This window comes from Dyadobacter flavalbus, from assembly GCF_006149045.1.
GTDB classification, from domain to species: domain Bacteria; phylum Bacteroidota; class Bacteroidia; order Cytophagales; family Spirosomataceae; genus Dyadobacter; species Dyadobacter flavalbus.
Genome location: NZ_VBSN01000029.1, coordinates 12,792 through 31,921 on the forward strand (window position 1 = coordinate 12,792; position 19,130 = coordinate 31,921).

The 19,130-nt window shown below is 42.6% G+C and carries 16 protein-coding genes and 1 pseudogene; 16 read left to right on the plus strand and 1 reads right to left on the minus strand.

The window, feature by feature from the left end; genetic code table 11:
- The first annotated feature begins 516 nt into the window (after window positions 1-516).
- From ureA to FEM33_RS09995, 16 genes and pseudogenes are all read left to right on the plus strand, one after another.
- Window positions 517-822 carry an urease subunit gamma gene (gene ureA, locus FEM33_RS09920; protein ID WP_139011914.1) on the plus strand — a complete coding sequence of 102 codons (306 nt, stop codon included), beginning with the start codon at window positions 517-519 and terminating at the stop codon, window positions 820-822.
- Between the two features lie 34 nt (window positions 823-856).
- Complete coding sequence (gene ureB, locus FEM33_RS09925; RefSeq protein WP_139011915.1) at window positions 857-1,237, plus strand: urease subunit beta; 381 nt, start codon at window positions 857-859, stop codon at window positions 1,235-1,237.
- 25 nt (window positions 1,238-1,262) lie between these two features.
- Entirely contained in the window at window positions 1,263-3,098 is a 1,836-nt protein-coding gene (ureC, locus tag FEM33_RS09930; RefSeq protein WP_139011916.1) for an urease subunit alpha, read from the plus strand.
- 65 nt (window positions 3,099-3,163) lie between these two features.
- Window positions 3,164-3,643, plus strand: a complete 480-nt coding sequence (locus tag FEM33_RS09935; protein WP_139011917.1) for an urease accessory protein UreE — start codon at window positions 3,164-3,166, stop codon at window positions 3,641-3,643.
- A 7-nt stretch (window positions 3,644-3,650) separates the two neighbouring features.
- A complete protein-coding gene (locus FEM33_RS09940) occupies window positions 3,651-4,337 on the plus strand; it encodes an urease accessory protein UreF (protein ID WP_139011918.1) in 687 nt (228 codons plus the stop codon).
- Window positions 4,338-4,357: 20 nt separating this feature from the next.
- Entirely contained in the window at window positions 4,358-4,984 is a 627-nt protein-coding gene (ureG, locus tag FEM33_RS09945; RefSeq protein WP_139011919.1) for an urease accessory protein UreG, read from the plus strand.
- Window positions 4,977-5,963 (plus strand): urease accessory protein UreD, encoded by a 987-nt coding sequence (locus tag FEM33_RS09950; protein ID WP_139011920.1) that lies wholly within the window; start codon window positions 4,977-4,979, stop codon window positions 5,961-5,963. Before ureG ends, FEM33_RS09950 begins: the two co-directional genes overlap by 8 nt.
- Before the next feature lie 47 nt (window positions 5,964-6,010).
- Window positions 6,011-6,355 carry a hydrogenase maturation nickel metallochaperone HypA/HybF gene (locus tag FEM33_RS09955; protein WP_139011921.1) on the plus strand — a complete coding sequence of 115 codons (345 nt, stop codon included), beginning with the start codon at window positions 6,011-6,013 and terminating at the stop codon, window positions 6,353-6,355.
- 26 nt (window positions 6,356-6,381) lie between these two features.
- Window positions 6,382-7,098: a hydrogenase nickel incorporation protein HypB gene (gene hypB, locus FEM33_RS09960; RefSeq protein WP_229214177.1), complete on the plus strand. Its 717-nt coding sequence runs from the start codon at window positions 6,382-6,384 to the stop codon at window positions 7,096-7,098.
- A gap of 11 nt (window positions 7,099-7,109) precedes the next feature.
- The gene (locus FEM33_RS09965; protein ID WP_161597091.1) at window positions 7,110-7,577 is read left to right on the plus strand and encodes an urease accessory protein UreE; all 468 of its coding nucleotides are present in this window, start codon (window positions 7,110-7,112) and stop codon (window positions 7,575-7,577) included.
- Window positions 7,578-8,203: 626 nt separating this feature from the next.
- A complete protein-coding gene (locus FEM33_RS09970) occupies window positions 8,204-10,564 on the plus strand; it encodes a TonB-dependent receptor domain-containing protein (protein WP_139011923.1) in 2,361 nt (786 codons plus the stop codon).
- Between the two features lie 32 nt (window positions 10,565-10,596).
- A complete protein-coding gene (locus tag FEM33_RS09975) occupies window positions 10,597-11,304 on the plus strand; it encodes an ABC transporter ATP-binding protein (protein WP_139011924.1) in 708 nt (235 codons plus the stop codon).
- A complete protein-coding gene (locus FEM33_RS09980; RefSeq protein ID WP_139011925.1) occupies window positions 11,305-12,702 on the plus strand; it encodes a DUF2705 family protein in 1,398 nt (465 codons plus the stop codon).
- A 39-nt stretch (window positions 12,703-12,741) separates the two neighbouring features.
- Window positions 12,742-14,205, plus strand: a complete 1,464-nt coding sequence (locus FEM33_RS09985; RefSeq protein ID WP_139011926.1) for a DUF3526 domain-containing protein — start codon at window positions 12,742-12,744, stop codon at window positions 14,203-14,205.
- Window positions 14,206-14,270: 65 nt separating this feature from the next.
- A pseudogene (locus FEM33_RS27140) lies at window positions 14,271-14,625 on the plus strand (transposase); the annotation flags it as partial.
- A gap of 224 nt (window positions 14,626-14,849) precedes the next feature.
- A complete protein-coding gene (locus FEM33_RS09995; RefSeq protein ID WP_229214179.1) occupies window positions 14,850-15,965 on the plus strand; it encodes a phosphatase PAP2 family protein in 1,116 nt (371 codons plus the stop codon).
- A 35-nt stretch (window positions 15,966-16,000) separates the two neighbouring features.
- Here the strand turns inward: FEM33_RS09995 and FEM33_RS10000 are convergent, their stop codons facing one another.
- A complete protein-coding gene (locus FEM33_RS10000) occupies window positions 16,001-19,087 on the minus strand; it encodes a Tn3 family transposase (RefSeq protein ID WP_139011927.1) in 3,087 nt (1,028 codons plus the stop codon).
- Between the last annotated feature and the right edge of the window lie 43 nt (window positions 19,088-19,130).

A 19,130-nucleotide genomic window follows, 5' to 3' on the forward strand; every position in this document is an offset into this window, starting at 1 on the left:
TTCCAAAATCCAGCGAAAATTGATCCTTTTGTTAAAAATTAATTGAGTCTTTGAATGTGCTAAGCTGTTGATACTCGAAAAACTTCAATTTGGTAATAATCCTAATTTATATAATATATTTCCACTTATAAAAGAAGTGCATTGAATATTAAACCAAGACTTCTGCTTAACAATGTTAGCTAAAATGGGCCGTCTTCCAATTGTTAATTATTGTTAATATTATATAAATACGAACCTTAAAATAGGAAAGTGATGTACTAATATTGTGCCAATATTAGGGTGAAAAAATTCAATACAAACAGGTGAACCTTAATCTTTTTTCTTTTATGACCAGTTCTCATTAAAATTTGGATTTTGTTTAAAAAAGTCGTAAAATGCACTTTTAAGACTTTTTTTATAATTAATCATCAGATGATACTATTGTTTGTTAAGGCTGCTTTATAGGGTCGGTGGGCACGGAAGGTAGCTGCGATCTAGTTCAAATATTTAAATAAAACGAATAAAGCCTAAAACTCTATGCATTTAAACCCAGTTGAGATCGAGAAACTTATGCTCCATGTGGCCGGAGACCTTGCAGCTAAGCGTCTAGCCCGAGGAGTTAAATTAAACTATCCGGAATCTATCGCTTATATCTGTACAATATTGATGGAAGAAGCGCGCGATGGGAAGAAAACTGTGGCACAGCTCATGGAATACGGTGCGAAGCTATTGAAAAAGAATCAGGTGATGGAGGGCGTTTCGGATATGGTGCACATGGTTCAGATCGAAGCCACTTTTCCTGATGGGGTAAAATTGATCACGGTTGACCATCCTATTCGATAAGTGTAAATCAAATATCAAACTAATTAACTTACAGATGATACCAGGTGAATATATTTTAAAGAAGGGTGAAATCAAGGCTAACGAGGGAATGAGAACGACTCGCATAGAGGTAGCCAATACCGGCGACCGTCCCATCCAGGTAGGCTCGCATTATCATTTTTTTGAAACCAATAAAGCCCTTGACTTTAACCGTAGGGAGGCCATTGGTATGCGTCTGAATATTCCAGCAAGTACTGCGGTACGGTTTGAACCGGGAGAAAAGAAAACTGTAATCCTCGTAGAAATAGCAGGAAATAAGATCATCAGAGGTTTTAATAACCTGACAGAAGGGGATGTTACTAAGGAAAGTGTAAGAGAAGAAGCTATTCTAAAAGCAGAGCGCCTTGGTTACAAGGGAGCAAGTGTCAAGAAATAAAGTTTTGATAATTAAATAAGATACTATGGCAAACTGGAATAGACGCGAATGGATTAAAGTAGTTGGCCTTTCAACCGCTGGCCTTGCTATGTTGGGATTAGAGGTAACAGGGAAAGATTCTGCATCGGTTAAATACATTGATGGTGAATTACATATCCCCAGAGACCGGTATGCAGCACTTTTTGGCCCTACAACCGGCGACAAAGTACGACTGGCGGATACCGAACTTTTCATAGAAATAGAAAAGGACTTCAATACTTACGGTGAAGAAAACAAATTTGGAGGCGGGAAAACCATTCGTGATGGGATGGGGCAGTCAACTTCCGCAACTCAGGATGAAGTATTGGATTTGTGTCTGACCAATGCAATTATTATCGACCATTGGGGTATCGTCAAAGCCGATATTGGTATAAAGAATGGTAAAATAGTTGGTATTGGAAAAGCAGGGAATCCAGATACCCAAGCCGGAGTAACAAAAGGAATGATTATTGGTGCCTCTACGGAGGTGCATGGATGTGCCGGAAAAATCGTTACTGCCGGAGCAATAGATACGCACATCCACTTTATTGCTCCACAGCAGATCGATGTTGCCCTTTTCAGCGGGACCACCACTATGATTGGTGGAGGAACAGGACCAGCTGATGGAACACTCGCTACGACTGTAACGCCTGGTAAGTACTGGATTGAGAGAATGCTTGAAGCATCCGAAACTATACCAATGAACCTGGGCTTTTTTGGGAAGGGAAATTCATCCTCATTTAAGGCTGTATCTGAACAGGTTGAAGCTGGCGCGCTCGGGCTTAAATTGCATGAGGACTGGGGTTCTACACCATCTACCATTGATATTGCCTTACAGGTTGCTGACAAGTATGACGTTCAGGTTGCGATTCACTCAGATACGCTGAATGAAGCAGGCTTTTTGGAAGATACCGTCAAGGCAATTAATGGACGAACGATACATACTTTTCATACCGAGGGAGCCGGTGGTGGCCATGCGCCCGATATTATAAAAATAGCCATGTATCCCAACGTACTACCTGCCTCTACCAATCCTACAAAGCCTTATACAATAAATACCGTTGACGAGCATTTAGACATGTTAATGTCTGTGCATCACCTGGATAAGAGCATACCCGAAGACGTTGCCTTTGCTGATTCCCGTATCAGGCCACAGACCATTGCGGCGGAAGATGTACTGCAGGACATGGGCGTATTTAGTATCATGTCATCAGATAGCCAGGCTATGGGACGGGTAGGGGAAGTGATCATGCGTACCTGGCAAACTGCGCACAAAATGAAAATACAGCGAGGAGCATTGACAGAGGATAATGGCAAAGAAGCCGATAATTATCGTGTGAAGCGCTATATTTCAAAGTATACCATCAACCCTGCCAAGGCGCACGGTATTTCTCAGTATGTCGGCTCAGTAGAGATAGGTAAATATGCAGACCTAGTTCTATGGGAGACCAGCTTATTTGGTGTCAAGCCAGACATGATTATCAAAGGTGGACTTATTGTTGGGGCGAAAATGGGAGATCCTAATGGTTCTATTTCATTGCCTCAGCCGGTAATTTATCGTCGTATGTTCGGTTATTACGGCAATGCAATTCAGAATTGTAGTTTTAACTTTGTATCTGCCATCTCTCTTAAAAATGGCAATATCAAAAGATTGAAGCTTAATAAAAAGTCACTTCCCGTAGTGAATTGCCGGAATATTGGCAAGAAAGATATGGTACATAATGATGCAATGCCAAATATTGAAGTAAATCCAGAAACTTATACAGTTACTGCTGATGGCAAGGAGCTTACATGTGAACCATTGAGTGTGGTACCAATGGCGCAAAGGTATTTTTTGTTTTAAGCTATCCTAAAAAAAGCATTACCGGTCCGGGCGGCAGCCAGCTTCGGTAATGCTTTATTAATGCTATGATTTTTACAAGCCAAATAGTGGGGAATGCGGCCAATTTATTTCTTGATAACAGGGAATTGGATATACTGGATCTGGACTGGTTTGATACAGGAAAAACAACACTTCGCAAAAAAACAAGAAGTGGTAAGGACATAGCAATAAGGAAGAATTTGATACCCCTCGTAGACGGGGATATTATTTATATGGATCAGCAGATAGCCATAGCAATTAATATTCTCCCTTGCTCCTGTATCGTCTTTAAACCTGGCAACTTTAAAGAAATGGCAACGATCTGTTTTGAGATCGGCAACAAGCATATTCCGCTTTTTATCAGCGAAGATGCTGAAATTATTGTGGAATTCGAACAACCATTGTTTAGACTGCTTGAACGGTCTGGCTTCAAGCCTGTCAAGGAAAACAGAAAACTTTTAAAAACCCATGCTCTGGCTGTCCAAAGACACGAGAAAAGTTATAATCGACCCATCAATATAAAATAAGGTACGAATGCAGCCATTGTTGACCCTTTTGCAAATTAACGATTCCATGTTTCCCATTGGTAGTTTCACTCACTCCTATGGTCTGGAATCCTATGTTAGTCAGGGTATTGTAAAGGATACGCCATCGGCAAAAGTGTATGCTCAGAATATGCTACGATATAGTATTCACTATAATGACGCAGCTTTTCTTCAAATGACGTGGAAACTGTTAGAGGGAAAAAAATCGGCATTACACTTTCAAAGGTTAGACGAGCTCATATCCGCTTTAAAATCTCCTCTTGAAATAAGGTTGGCGAGCAGAAAATTGGCGATCCGTTTTCTGAAGCTAACCAAAGAGTTATATCCAGTAACCAGGTGTAGCAACTATCTAAGCAAAATACAGCAGGGTAATATGCAGGGACATTATCCCGTAGCATTTGCCTTGTATGCACATGCCAGCGGAATATCCCTTAAAGATGCACTCACTGCATTTTATTATAATACATTGAATGGAATTGTTACCAACTGCGCCAAATTGATACCAATAGGCCAGGGAGATGCTCAGAAGATTCTTTTTGATTTGCAGGCAACGATTAACGAACTTGTTCAGAAGCAGGAAATGCTTGATGACTCGCTCGTTGGTTTATGTTGCATTGGTCAGGATATTCGCTGTATGCAACACGAAAAACAGTATTCCAGACTTTACATTTCCTGATAAAAATAGAGATAGATTTTATGGTAAATAGACACGTGAGAATAGGAATTGCCGGGCCGGTAGGATCTGGCAAAACAGCATTGATTGAACGACTTACCCGGATCATGCAAAAAGATTATAGTATCTGCGTTGTTACCAATGATATCTATACCCGCGAAGATGCCGAGTTTCTAATAAAGAATTCAAGCTTACCTGCAGACCGGATTGCAGGTGTGGAAACGGGCGGATGCCCGCATACGGCGATTCGGGAAGATGCGTCCATGAACCTGGAGGCGGTGGAAGAGTTGGTTGAACGCCATCCTGATACACAAATTGTTTTTGTTGAAAGTGGTGGAGATAATTTATCTGCTACTTTCAGTCCAGATCTTGCGGATGTGACCATTTTTGTCATTGATGTGGCGGAAGGAGATAAAATACCGCGTAAAGGCGGCCCTGGAATAACACGTTCGGACCTACTTATTATCAACAAGATTGACTTGGCTCCGTATGTTAACGCAGACCTGGATATGATGGAGCGAGATTCTAAAAGAATGCGTGGTGAACGCCCATTTATTTTCACAAATCTAATGAAATTGCAAGGTGTTGATAAAGTAATCAACTGGATTAAGACCTACGCACTGCTAGAAAGAGACGTCGAAAATGCTTAAAAGTACGATTAGGATAAACGCGGAAAGTGAAGGAGAGCATACGTTGTTGAAAGACAGCTTCCATAGTGCCCCATATAAAGTAATTCATTATGGAACCCGGCATCTGCATAAGCATCTGGAATTAATCATGATGAGTGCTTCGCCAGGGATTATGGATGAAGACGAAATATCCATTACCGTAGATGTTCATGAGAAGGCACATCTTAAGCTTTTTACCCAATCGTTTAGCAAATTACATCCGATGAAAAAAGGAGCCGTTCAGAAGACGGCTGTAAACGTTAAAAAGCACGGTGTTTTTAAATACATACCGCATCCGGTGACACCTTTTTCCAATGCAAAGTTCAAAACTGTAAACGAGATTCATTTAGATAAAAGTGCGACGCTTATATGGGGTGATATAATTGCCTCTGGACGCGTATATTCCGGTGAATCCTTTCAATTTACCAGTATTCACAGTATTACAAAGATATTTAGGGATAAAAAACTAGTATTGCTGGATAATCAATTGCTTGAACCAGCCTGGCAGCCGGTTTCTTCCATTTTGTTCTATGAAGATTATACTCATCAAGCCACCCTGATATTTGTCTCACCTTATGCTCGGGAATTAAAAAGTGAACTGGATGAAATTTTAATTGGCCAGTACGAACAAATTACCTTTGGATTTACAGAATGTGCTGCTGATGCTATTATGCTCCGGGCAATGGGCAATGAGGGAACGCTGTTACATGACTGGCTCACCACGATGGGGCAGCTTTGCTGGGAGTTTACCATGCACAAAAGCCAGGATGTTTTGACCGTAGTTGATCCCGAAAAACAGTCGGAAGCTCTACCACCGGTTATTTCAGACAGCGAAATTAGGAAGACGACAGATGCAATACAAAAGAACGCTGCATATATAGGTGTCGACGGTAAGAAAACGATAATAAAATTTCGAAAAAAAAAAGCAATCGAAGCAACATGCGCAAAGGCAGAAGTTTAGCCCAAGGTATGTAAGTATTTAAAGAGAAACCCTTGGTGTAAAAGAAAATGCATGAAATTTCAATAGTTAGGAATGTGTTTCAGACACTTGAACAAACTTATCCGGAAAAATTTGACCGCATCGTTAAAGTACAGGTTCAGGCAGGCCTATTGAGCAATGTCCAACCCATATTAATCCAAAATGCATTTGAGGCACTTATCCAGGAAGAGCCGTCTTTGTCTGACGTGGAACTGGAAGTACTGCTTTTACCGATCATTGCCCATTGTGATGCTTGTGACAAAGATTTTGAAGTAAAAAAGCATAGGTTCATTTGTGTCTGTGGGCTGCCATCAAAAAAAATTATCCAGGGGGAGGAGCTGCAAATCAGCGAGGTCCAATTTTCTGGCCAGTAAAAACTTTTAAGCTAAAAATTATAACAATGAATACGCCTATAAATCCAAAAAGTAATAGAATGCCCGTAGGGTCAGTGCAATGCGATAATACAACCCTAAACTTGCTTAAGGCCAATGATTTCGTTGCGAAGGCCATACGTGAAAGGTTACCCGATATGTTGGTAATCAATGTATGTTCATCTCCGGGTAGCGGTAAAACTAGCCTAATGCAGGAAACTGGTAGAAGACTGCGTGACAAGATTAATATGGCAGTCCTGGTTGGGGACCCGGAAACAGATCGTGATGCAATTCGAATGAAAGAAGTAGGTATTAATGCCCTTCAGATCGTAACGGGCGGTATGTGCCACATTGAAGCCCAGATGATCCTTCAGGCACTGGATCACATTGATTTGACTGGGGTAGATTTACTCTTCATTGAAAATGTTGGAAACCTTGTATGTCCGGCTGCATTTGATTTGGGGGAAGATATCCGCGTTACCCTGCTTGCGGCAACAGAGGGAGACGATAAACCTAAAAAATATCCCCGTATGTTCCTGACAAGTGAACTAATGGTAATTTCAAAGTCGGACTTGCTTCCTTATGTTCCTTTCTCGGTTGAAGCTGTGACCAAGGATGCCAGAGAAGTTAACCCAACCATTGAAGTGATATCAATCAGTAGTTTGAAAGGGGACGGAATGGATGAATGGTGCGAATGGCTAGTGACCAAGGTGAACGAAAAAAAAACGAGCCAGGTAGCCATATAGCCCGTCTGACTATGATGAGAGAACCTATTAAAATAACCCGCTCCCTGGGAAACGGTGTAGAGTTGGGGCAAAGAATAATAGATTTTCTAGAAGTGGAGTGGTATGAAACAACCAAGTCGCGAATTAGAAAAAAAACGATGGGGGGAATAGATGTTCTGGTAGACAAAGCTGACAGAACCACCTTTCAGAATGGCGATTTACTGTTTGTGTCGGAAGAACAGGCAATTATTCTAAAAATAAAGCCCTGTGACTGCATTGTACTTCGTCCTACTAATTTAATAAGCGTTGGTATAATTTGTTTCGAGATTGGAAACAAGCATATTCCTATATTCATGACGGAACAAAAAGAAGTATGTGTAGCGTATGATGCCAATTTATTTGTTATGTTGGATAGTGCAGGTTTTCAGCCATGCATTCAAGAAAGGATACTATTTCCGTTTCAAATGACTAAGGCTTTTGGAAACAAAAGTATGCGTTAACCAGTCTAAATAATCTCCATTATAAGATTCCAGCTTTCAGCGCAATCTTTGTAAAAATGTTCAGAGCACATTTATAATATTGTTTACGGCTTTATCTGCTTTTTTTGTTTCATGCGATATGAAGCCGCAGGCAGATCGCACACTTAACAATATGGATGTAAGATAAAGAAGTGGCGCTGAACACGGCGGAAAATCGTGTGGTTGTACTATTCCGAACATACCTTGGCCGGAATTTAGCATACAATTTGTACAAATCCTGAAGCCTTTATTTCAGTCGATAGACCCTCGCATTGCCCGTAAAGAGCTTCCGACTCCGTAACTCTGGGAAACCTCTACCAATATGGAGAGTGCAGTAGCCCTTAAGTTAGGTTTTGGTCATTATGGCATCCGGCCAAACTGATGCCATAGAGTTGCTCGGAATCAATGTGTTTGCCTAATCTGCACAAACCAATGAGCAACTCTTTAATGAGGTGAAACTTTGTTGACCGTTCTCAGTGAAAGACCAAAAGATAGGCATTCCAGATAAATTCAAAAGTAAGATATTTCCAAGGTTCATTTCAATAAATAACATCACACCAGGAAAAAATAATAATTATTATAAAAATCAAAATTGCTTTTATAACTAGATGAAAATAAGGATTTTACTATTGTTGGCGGTTTTTGGTGTGACAAAGTCATTTTCCCAATTTACGATCAAAGGAAAGGTAACTGACTCGGGTAGCAAACTTCCTATCACAGATGCCAGCATTATTAGCAGTAAATCGACAGGGACTCGCAGCAATTCGAACGGTCTATTTGAGCTTCAATCAAACGAGAAGATAGGAGAGATAAGGGTAAGTAGTTTAGGTTACGCGACACAGGTTGTCGAAATCACCAATAGTAATCAGTTTATTGAGGTTTTGTTGGTAGAATCCGCCGGTCAGGAATTAGGCGAAGTTAACATCACTTCCAAATACTACAAAGAGTATAATCTTAATACGGTTTCGAGCGCATTGCGCCTGCAAAGTCCGTTGATCAATCTTTCCCAAAACATTCAGGAAGTTGGCAGCGAGTTGATCTATGACCAAGCTGTGTTTAATATGACTGACGGCGTTTCACGAAATGTCAGCGGAGTGGTTCGACAGGAAGTGTCCAATAACCTGGGACCTTTTATGTTCATGCGTGGCGGACTGGTTTCCACGCTTCGGAACGGAATTGATCTTACGCCCATTTACCGTGGCCCGGTTCCCGAAGACGCCGCCATCATCGACCGTGTGGAGTTTATCAAAGGTCCTTCCGGCTTTATGAATAACATTGGCGATCCGGCGGGTACTTTCAATGTCATGACCAAGCAGCCTACCGGCAAGCCGCATTATACGATCAATGCGATGCTGGGCAACTGGGATTTTTACCGGGTGTCGGCCGACCTCGACGGGCTGCTGGACAAAAAAGGCAAGGTACAATACCGGTTCAATGTGATGGGTATGGCTTCCAATTCATTTGTCAAAACCGATTTTAACAAACGCCTGCTCGTAGCCCCCGTCATCAAATATGTCGCCAGTGACAAGACCACGGTGTCTGCTGAATATATGTACCAACAGTTCAGCTATGCGATGATGAGCCCGATCGTGATGACTCCGGTTGGATTCGGGACGTTACCGAATGATTTTACCATTAATGAAAAGAGCCTTGATCCTTATAATGTTTCGGATCACACCGGTTTTGTGACATTTAACCATGCGTTTAATAAAAACTGGAGTGTGACCGCTAGGGGGGCCTTTATGAGAAATCAGAAAGAGGGGATTTACATGTGGGTAACGGGTGCCAATTCCGCAAACCCCAACATCCTGCTCCGCAACCCGAAATACGACCTGGACCAGGCGACCGTTTTCTCTCAGCAGGCATTTGTAAATGGTAAACTTAGAACCGGTGCGATCGACCACCAGATACTGGCTGGCGTGGATTTAAACCAGAAGAAATTCACTGCCGACAGCTACGTTTCCTACGATACGCAGACAAACGATAACGGAACACTTATCTTAACATATTATCCGCTCGACATTACAAATCCGGTGCATGGTGCCCAAATACCGGATTACCAAACACCCGGAGGGATTCACAACGGTAATACCAGTCAGAAGATCCATTACTACTCCGTGTACGCCATGGACGAGCTGGTTTTTTTTCAAAACAAATTGCGACTGACACTGGGTGCCCGGTTTACCTCCGTCAAAACTAACAACATGGTGTTAAAAGTGGAAACAGGTTCTGAGGATCAAAAGGTAACACCCCGCATCGGTCTCAGTTACAGCCTCAAACCCGATTTTTCCGTTTATGCACTTTATGATAGGACCATCGTACCGCAAACCGGAGCGACAAGCACTGGTGGGGTGATCAAACCGCTTACAGGTGTGAACAATGAGATCGGGGTCAAAAAGAATTGGTTCGACAACCGCTGGAATACAACATTGGCGGTTTACAAGATCAAACGGTCCAATATCGTTTCCTCAGATCCCGACAATCCATCATACCGGATACAGGTGGGAGAAACGAGTTCGCAAGGTATTGATGTGGATGTCAAAGGGGAAATCGCCCGCGGTCTGAATGTTGTGGTTAACTATGCCTTTAGTGACGCGGAAGTGGAGCATGACGTAAATACAGCCCTGATCGGTCAGCGCACACCGATGTATGTCAAGCATATTCAAAATACCTGGCTGAATTATGAGTTGCCTTCCAATATCCTGAACGGTGTTTCGGTTTCGCTGGGTTACCAGTATCAGGCGGGCAGGGGAGAAAGATATGTAACGGCCGCGCCGCAGCCTGTTCCTGATTTTTTTCGTCTGGATGCGGGCACGGGTTACCGAATAAAAAAAATGAAAATCAATCTCATTATCAATAATTTATTAAACAAACACCTGATCGCTACGCCCTGGTACAGAGGAAATCTATACTACTGGGTGCCGCAGGCTTCGATCAATGGTCGGCTTAGTGTGAGCTATTCATTTTAATTGTCCATTGATATTTTAATACTCCAATTTTTATGCTGAAAGCAGAAAACCTGACCAAACAATTTGGCACGCATACCGCATTGAATAACCTCAATCTGGAAATCAAAAAAGGCGATATCTACTGTCTGCTAGGTTCAAACGGTGCTGGAAAATCGACCACCATCAATATTTTTCTGGGCTTTATCCCTGCCAACAGCGGCCGCGCATTAATTGACGGACATGAAGTGACGGTCAACAACCATACAACCCGCGATCTGGTGGCCTATATCCCCGAAGTGGTTAATCTGTATGGTACCCTGACCGGCATGGAAAACCTTGAATTTTTCAGCGGCCTTTCCGGGTACAACTATTCGAAAGAGGAACTTACCAGCTTTATGGAAACGGCCGGTCTGCAACATTCGGCGATCAATAAACGTGTCTCTTCTTATTCGAAGGGTATGCGGCAAAAGGTCGGTATCGCTATTGCACTGGTCAAAAAAGCCAAAGCGCTTTTCCTTGACGAGCCCACTTCCGGCTTGGATCCGCACGCCAGTAATGAGTTTTCGCAGATCATCACCCGTCTCAGCGATCAAGGAGTAAGTACATTAATGGCCACCCACGATATTCTGATGGCCAAAAATCTCGGTAACAGGATTGGGATCATGCACCAGGGCACATTGCATCACGACCTGCTTTCCGAGGAAATTTCACATTCCGACCTGACTAGGATTTACATTGACATTGTAAAACAAGACGTGTAGATGATCCGCTTACTTATTCAAAAAGAATTAAAGGAAATGTTCCGGACTTCGAGGGTCGTCTGGATGCTCGCGGCAATCCTTACGCTGACGATTCTGGCGCTCTACAATGGTTATTCTTCCTACCTAAGCTGTAGCCTCCTGCTGAGCGAGTCGCAGGAGGTTACGTATAATCAATTCATTTCCCAGGGCGACAAAAATCCGCATCTGGGTGCACATTTCGGGTTTTATGCCTACAAACCCACGGCTGATATGGCCATGATCGAGAATGGGATCGAGGATTATACTGGTAACTCTTTTTATTTGGAACCGCATAAACGGGGCGTAGTCAAGTTCAAGGAGATCAGCGACGCAACAGGGTTGAGAAGTTTCGGTTTTTTGAATATCGGCTACTTGGTGCAGTTCATTTTACCCCTTTTTATCTTTCTGATCTGCCACAATATTTTTTCCAAAGAATGGGAAAACGGCACGATCAAGCTGCTGCTCAGCTCCAAGGCAACCACCGCTCAGATTTTCGCAGGGAAGCTTTGTGCGTGTCTGGTACTGATACTTTCCATGATCTTTTTCATCGCGTTGATCTGTCTGATACTTTTATGGAAAGCAAACGATCAGGCAGGTTTTGCCCGAATACTGCCAGCTTACTGTATTTATATTTCAGGTCTTATCCTTTTTTCTACGCTGATCATGACCATAGGCGTCAGCGTTTCCCTGCTGACCAAAAGCTCGACCCTATCGCTGATCCTGCTCTCAGGCTTCTGGCTGATTGGTGTGTTTCTGCTACCCAGACTATCGGGGGAGATTTCCAAAAACCTGCATCCTGCTATTACCTCGCTGGAATTTGAAAACAAGACTTTCGATGAAAAACAATATGGCGTAGGTGATGAAGGGCACAAGGATGTGCGCCGCGAAGAGCTGCTTCAAAGCACGATGAAGCAATACTATGTAAGCAAAATCGAAGATCTGCCAGTCTATTTCATTCCGATCACGATTGAGTTTTTCGAAGAATCGGACGGTGTTGTCATGGACAGGGCGTATCAGGCTGTGGATAATAACGAGAGCTTGCAGGACGGTTTTGTGCTGGCCAGCGCCTGGCTTTCGCCCTTTCTGGCGTTCCGCGATTTTTCTATGCGCATCACGGCGACTGATATGAGCACGCATAATGATTTTTCACAAAAAGCAGAGCTGCACCGGCGAAAGGTTGGAGTCATCGTGGATGAATTTTACCAAAAAAACACGGTAGCCGGCAATGATTTCTGGAAAACGGTGCCGCAGTTTTCCTACAATGCCCCCGGCATTGGCTGGCGGCTCGGGAACGCAGTCCATTCTATGGTCATTCTCTTCGGCTGGACTATTTTCTCAGTATTTCTCATGGCTTTCAGTTGCCGGAAAATGACTGTTTAAGGTTGCCAAACCCGCATCGCCCGATTTAAAATCACTTTCATGAAATTACCGGTTATCCATATATTATTTAGACACGAAATCAAGATCCTTGCTCGAAACAAGGTTTTTGTCTCCCTTTTTACCCTGATCATTCTGATGCTGATTTCTTCGCTCTGGATCGGCAGCAGTATGCTTCACAAGCAGGAGGAAACAATCATTAAGATCCGGCAGTCGGAGGCGGAAATGACCGACAGCCTGAAAACCCGGATCAAAAGAGTTGAAGCCAACCAGATGACCTATCCTGGCTTTATCTGGGACGATCCTACTTTTGCCTACAACGTCGCGCGAAATGAAGGACCGAAATATGCGGTTAAACATCCATTTCCACTACAGGCACTGAATGTGGGACAAAGTGATGTGCAGCCATTTTATTACAAGGTTTATATCAATAAAAAGCAATATCTGACCTACGAGTCCGAAATCGAAAACAGTTTTTTACAGTTCATCGGCAATTTCGACTTCGCATTTGTGGTTATTTATCTTTTTCCGCTGCTGATCATTGTATTTAGCTACAATGTGTTGTCCTCTGAAAAGGAGCAGGGAACGTGGGTGCTGCTTAAAACCAGTAACCAGTCCATTGCCCAAATGATCCTCTGGCGCATAGGAATACGGTATGCCCTTTTCACGCTGTTCTTTTGGGCGGTTGTAACACCATTTCTGATCAGCCAAATCGGAACCGGATTTTTGGGCACGGGCAACTGGTTTTGGCTGGTAGCATTTGTCTCGCTGTATTTCGCATTTTGGTTTGGGATGTCGTTTCTGGTCAACAGCTTTTCGATGAGTTCCAATGTGAATGCAATGGTGCTCATATTTATCTGGCTTTTCACCGGAGTTATCGTTCCTAATCTTTTGCAGATTGGCCTTAATAAAGCATATCCCATCCCCAGCCGCATTGACATGCTCACCGAAGAGCGGAATGCGATAAATCAATACTTTGAAAAGGATGGACGGGATCTGACCAAAGATGTGTTTAGCAGTCCGCGCACGATGATCCGGCAAGCCTCCATTATTACGCCCGGAATGGTGTATGGTTACGGAGTGATCGTTTACAAGAGTCAGGAAATCAAGGATGTGGCTACCAATGTTGCGGAGGGCAAACTTTATGGCCAGATCCGCAAACAGCAGCAGGCAATCGGCCGTCTGAAAGTGCTAAGCCCGGCCCTGATGATGCAGGAAGAATTGTCAGCTTTAACCGGCACACATTGGGAGCAGTTTAACCGCTTCAGTATGGATGTTGATAGCTTCCGGAAAGAGACACAGCGATTTTATTATCCCAAAATGGCCCATGAAAATACTTACCGGACTTTCAATTTACAAAATGTAGATGCTATCCCTCAGTCTGCCTCCCGAGACTATCACGGTTATTCGTCGATAGACCTCAAGCAGACATTTGTTACATACGTTGCACTGATTTTAGTAGCCCTTTTAATGGCATACCAAAGGTTATTGAAAGCCGAAAAATAGAATTGCAGCCTCAACAAAGTTTGATCTGTCTCATAAATAACTGATTGTCCATAGTCAATGTAGGGGCTCCTGCCTGGCAGGCGGCCCTGGTTGCCTTGGATAGTCTCGAACTCAAATGGAATGGCAAATATTCCTATGCCATCAAAAGCTGGAGAGAAAACTGGGATGAGTTGACCGCCTTTTTTGATTTTCCCTTGGAGATCAGACAAATCATTTATACTACCAACTTGATTGAAACCTTAATGGGAAAATAAGAAAGTATATGAGAAACAAACTTTCCTTCCCTACTGATGAAGCGGTGATGAAATCGGTTTACCTAGCACTCAGGGAAGCTTCAAAGAAATGGACAATGCCCATCAGAAACTGGGGCATGATCTTGAGCCAATTTTAACTATTTTTGAAACCAGGGTCAGGCTGTAAGCCTTGCCCGACCCCGATTGAAAAGTTTACACAATTAATGCGATAGTCCCTTGTGCATATGAAGGCAGTAAATCCTTTACACTTACCCGCACTGCCCTGGTCGAATTCCTGGGCGAGCAGCACATGGCAGAGCACGTTTTGGTTCCTGCTGACGGTCAGGTCTACACGTTCTAATTTTACTGTCTTTGCTTTTGACAAATGATTTTTTCCTCAATATCTTTAAAATGAAGTTACCTTTACCCTGTCTCATATTTATATTGCTTGTCGTCGGATGCACTAAAAGTGTTTCACCGGATGAATACAACGCCAAAGCCGCCGATCCACAAATTTTTCATGAAACGGCCACGCATCTCACCGATGTGATTATTCATGATATTTTCAAAGCACCTGTTGCAAGCCGGATTTATAGCTACTCTTTTCTTGCAGCCTACGAAGCACTCGTGCCTGGACACCAAGATTATCAATCCCTTGGCGGGCAGCTGGTCAAGTTTACAGCCCCACCCAAACCTGATTCTGCTTTGGCTTATTGCTATCCGCTAGCAAGTATTAAAGCTTTCACCACAGTAGGGCGCACACTTACTTTCTCTGGTAACATGTGGGATGAATACGAGAAAGGCCTATTTGAAAAATATCGCAAAATGGGCATACCAGAGGATGTTTTTGAACGCTCTACTGCATATGGGGATTCAGTGGCTAAGCACGTGCTCGCATATTCTGCAAAGGACAATTATAAAGAGATTCGCGGGTATCGCTATACCGTTACCAATGAGCCGGGAACATGGGTGCCTACGCCGCCTGCTTATGCGGATGCATGTGAGCCTATGTGGAATACCGTACGGACTTTCGCGCTGGACTCGGTGACGCAGTTCCGCTGCCCACCACCTGCTAAATATGATTTGGGTGAAAAAAGTAAATTCATGGCACTTACAATGGAAGTTTATAACATGAGCAAAACATTAACCTCCGATCAAAAAGCAACCGCTTACTTTTGGGACGATAATGCATTTGTAACTAATGTGGTGGGCCACGCCATGTTTGCAAACAAGAAAATGTCTCCAGCCGGGCATTGGCTGGCGATTATCAGGACGGTTGCAACAGATAAAAAGCTGGATTTGATATGCTCCACGGAAGCTTACACTTTGGGCGCACTATCTCTTTTTGACGCATTTTCTGCTTGCTGGGATGAGAAATTCAGAACAGTAAGGGTGAGGCCTGAAACGGTAATCAACAATAACTGGGACCCTGACTGGCGACCTCTCCTGGAAACACCTGCTTTCCCAGAATATGTAAGTGGGGGTAAACTAAAGAAAGGGAGAAAAACCGTCACGACTTTCGTGTAGCAATTTCATTTGTAAGTAGCCCGGAATAATGAATTCTAAGGCGTTAGATTCAAATCCATGATCGAGCTCAAATCAAACGTTTTATAATCCTTACCATCGGAGAAGTCGTATTCTCCCACCAGGTTAATATGTGCCCAGCTATGGGTAGAAGTTGCAAGGATTTTTTTCAACAGGATCTGCCTGTCTTGTTCGGACTCCACAGCTACCAGTTTTTCAGATAACAACAACAGATTATAAGTGTTCACCGCATTTGCTATCAACCTTTTACATCCTTCCGCTGTCAGTTGTTCTTTTCTGGTAGCCCAGATCAATTCCTGGTTGTTGCCTACGGTAATGGCCTTGGAAAAGTTATTACTGTTCTCAATTTTCGAAAGTGAGCCAGACACCGATTTTCGGATTAATTCATCATCCATGTATTGATAAATGTATACTGTTTTGTAGAGCCTTCCCAAATCTTTGAGGGCTTTGTAAAGCGGGTGTTGTTTAGAATAGGAATTTAAACGTCTAAACAACGTTGATGCCTTAGCGTAACCCAACTTGATAGTACAAACAAGTCTTAGAATTTCATCCCAATAATTTTCCAGGTGAACCAAGTTAACTTTAAGACCGGGAACAATTTTATAATTCAGTTCACGGTATGTCCTGGCTTCATCAATTGAATACAGCTGCTGGTGATGAAACCTTGCGAACCTTGGACGAAATTCAATACCCAAAAGACCTGTTACTGCGAATACGGGTTCACTGAACCCATGCGTGTCTGTTGAATGCGCATTTGGGATGATCACCTCATTGTGGGTCAAACCATCCAAAACATAATGTGATTCGGGTTCAGCTGCACTAAATACTGTTGAGTAAAATAACTGTCCAGCTTCGTCCAGAAAGGAATACATGGTCACACCCCTTCCATTACCGAAGTATTTAAATGACGGAGAAGCTACCAATGAAGCAACGGAAACATCAAACTTTTGGCCGTCACTGGAAGTATGAATAAAGTCAGCATCTTTTCTAAAATGCTCGGTAAGTGGTAAAGAGTTGCTAAATGCAAGTACTTTATCATTTGCCTGTAATACTGTCTCTGGCGAAAAATACTGGAGTGCCGTTGTCTCCAAAGAACTTGTACGTATTCCTTTTGACATGAAAGAGAATTTCCGGATACCGATATTGCAACCAAAGCCAAGAATCGCTGCAAAAAACAGTTTTTCTTCCGGACGTTTGGGTATGTGATCAATTCCACTATGAATAAATGTAGATATAAAGCCAGTCGCATTCTGGACGGTTGAGAGCACTTCCACCAATGGAATTACATATTCTTGTGGGTAGAGCGATTCCAGATCAACGACTTCTTCTAATCGTTTATCTTTCATCAGGTGCCAGTCACCAGCCGGATCAAAGTATACTTGTTTGTTGCTTCCTTTTTCTATACGCTCATTTGTCAATTTTATCTGGGCATTCAACTTTTCATTTAATTTGAGGAGAGTTTTTCGGGAATCTGCAAAAGCTGTTAATCCAGCTTGTTCCATGAGCTTTTCCTTTTCTTTGTTCCAAACCGTTGCCGGTATTTGATACTCATCAAAACTACGGTAATCATAGGATGAATCGATTGGAAGTACTCCGGATTTGATACTATCCCTGATTTCCTGAAACAGGAATACTTTATATAAACCTGTCCTTAATTTTCCTTCCGTAGTCAATACCCGCTGCTGTTGTTCCATTCCTAAAAAATCAGTTGGTACAGCTGCGCGTGAAATAATAGAACCATTTTTTTCCTGGTAGTACCGGACCGCAGAAAGGATATCTTTTCCTGATGAAGTCGAACTAGGGATCAATGCTTTTACGATATCACTGACTTTACCATTCAATTTCGATGCATTTTTTTCAAGTATCTGATAGAAATCCTCCCGGTCATTTATTTTTTGGTTGGCTTCCTTTAATGCTTTAAGGCGCTTCTGGTCTTCTTGTAAGAGTTTTTGAGATAGCCGTTTGTTTTTAAAAAGCTGTTCAATCAATGTAACTTTGGATAAGGCTTCTATTGTAGTGTCAGCAATAATTTGTTCAATGGCACCCAAAACATCAATGTGCGTGCTGCTCCGGTGGGCAACGCTGCTAACCAGTTGCGCAGTCTGCATCCTGTTTTGATAAAGCTGCTGCTTAACCAGGTTCTCACAGCCATTGACATAATTGGTGACCGCACTATTCAAAGTCAGGATAAGTGCATCTCCCAGCATATAATACTGGTGGATAATGAATGAAATCAAAAGAAGATAGCGGTTAGTGCTACGTGTAGCTATTTGCGTTACCTGATTATTGATAACGTATTCTGCGTAAAATTGAACAGTGGTGTCAGATAATTTTAAGCGTTTCACTATGGGTAATAGCTGCAAATACATGATCTTCAAACTTTCAAAGTTGGTTACTCGCTCACGAATCTGTTTGGTTTCCATGGATTGCGAGATCCGCTTAAAGAATGTAATCTCATATCGTTTTACTTTCAAATGCTTCCTGCTGTCCTGCTGATAAGAAGTGTGTTCGACAAGAAGCTGCTCTAAAAGCAAAATATCGGCGGTAGTCAGGTACTTATTTAAAATAGATTCTAGATTTTGCTCGAAACTGGTAAGCGCTTTGTCTAAAATCGTTTTCAGGCTTTGATATGTTGGAATTTCGATATGGTGTGATTGGAGAAAATCTACCATACCTTCAAATATCAGATATGGCCTGGTCTGTACATGGGCTAGTCTCTTTGTTTCTTCAATCAATGTTTCAGTCGAAGATTTGTCAAAAGGTGCAAAACCGAAATATCCCAGAATATCTTCCCGGTGCCTCAGAGATGTCCGTCCTTCATATTTTTCCATTTGTACAGCGTTGACATCAACAGAAATTCTTGCTGCTACAAAATCTACATCACTTTGGTGAAAACGGTTCGATCCAAAAAAACGGCTGACTACCCGGAAGTATCCTACCTGTAATAGAAAACCAACTTTGTTGGAAGGTGTTTGTAAAGTCTTGACATATTCAGCTGCCCACTGAGGGGCTTCTAAGAAAATTATTTTCTGGTCAACACTTAAAACAGGTGGATTGTCAAATCGTTGCCGTGCTTCGGAAGTCAGGTATTCTTTTCTTGGCATGAGACGATTTGTTTGTATAAAAAAACGTTGCTCAAAATGTACA

Coding starts and splice junctions, on each gene's coding strand:
- ureA (WP_139011914.1), top strand. CDS start 517: ATGCATTTAAACCCAGTTGAGATCGAGAAACTTATGCTCCATGTGGCC.
- ureB (WP_139011915.1), top strand. CDS start 857: ATGATACCAGGTGAATATATTTTAAAGAAGGGTGAAATCAAGGCTAAC.
- ureC (WP_139011916.1), top strand. CDS start 1,263: ATGGCAAACTGGAATAGACGCGAATGGATTAAAGTAGTTGGCCTTTCA.
- FEM33_RS09935 (WP_139011917.1), top strand. CDS start 3,164: ATGATTTTTACAAGCCAAATAGTGGGGAATGCGGCCAATTTATTTCTT.
- FEM33_RS09940 (WP_139011918.1), top strand. CDS start 3,651: ATGCAGCCATTGTTGACCCTTTTGCAAATTAACGATTCCATGTTTCCC.
- ureG (WP_139011919.1), top strand. CDS start 4,358: ATGGTAAATAGACACGTGAGAATAGGAATTGCCGGGCCGGTAGGATCT.
- FEM33_RS09950 (WP_139011920.1), top strand. CDS start 4,977: ATGCTTAAAAGTACGATTAGGATAAACGCGGAAAGTGAAGGAGAGCAT.
- FEM33_RS09955 (WP_139011921.1), top strand. CDS start 6,011: ATGCATGAAATTTCAATAGTTAGGAATGTGTTTCAGACACTTGAACAA.
- hypB (WP_229214177.1), top strand. CDS start 6,382: ATGAATACGCCTATAAATCCAAAAAGTAATAGAATGCCCGTAGGGTCA.
- FEM33_RS09965 (WP_161597091.1), top strand. CDS start 7,110: ATGATGAGAGAACCTATTAAAATAACCCGCTCCCTGGGAAACGGTGTA.
- FEM33_RS09970 (WP_139011923.1), top strand. CDS start 8,204: ATGAAAATAAGGATTTTACTATTGTTGGCGGTTTTTGGTGTGACAAAG.
- FEM33_RS09975 (WP_139011924.1), top strand. CDS start 10,597: ATGCTGAAAGCAGAAAACCTGACCAAACAATTTGGCACGCATACCGCA.
- FEM33_RS09980 (WP_139011925.1), top strand. CDS start 11,305: ATGATCCGCTTACTTATTCAAAAAGAATTAAAGGAAATGTTCCGGACT.
- FEM33_RS09985 (WP_139011926.1), top strand. CDS start 12,742: ATGAAATTACCGGTTATCCATATATTATTTAGACACGAAATCAAGATC.
- FEM33_RS09995 (WP_229214179.1), top strand. CDS start 14,850: ATGAAGTTACCTTTACCCTGTCTCATATTTATATTGCTTGTCGTCGGA.
- FEM33_RS10000 (WP_139011927.1), bottom strand. CDS start 19,087: ATGCCAAGAAAAGAATACCTGACTTCCGAAGCACGGCAACGATTTGAC.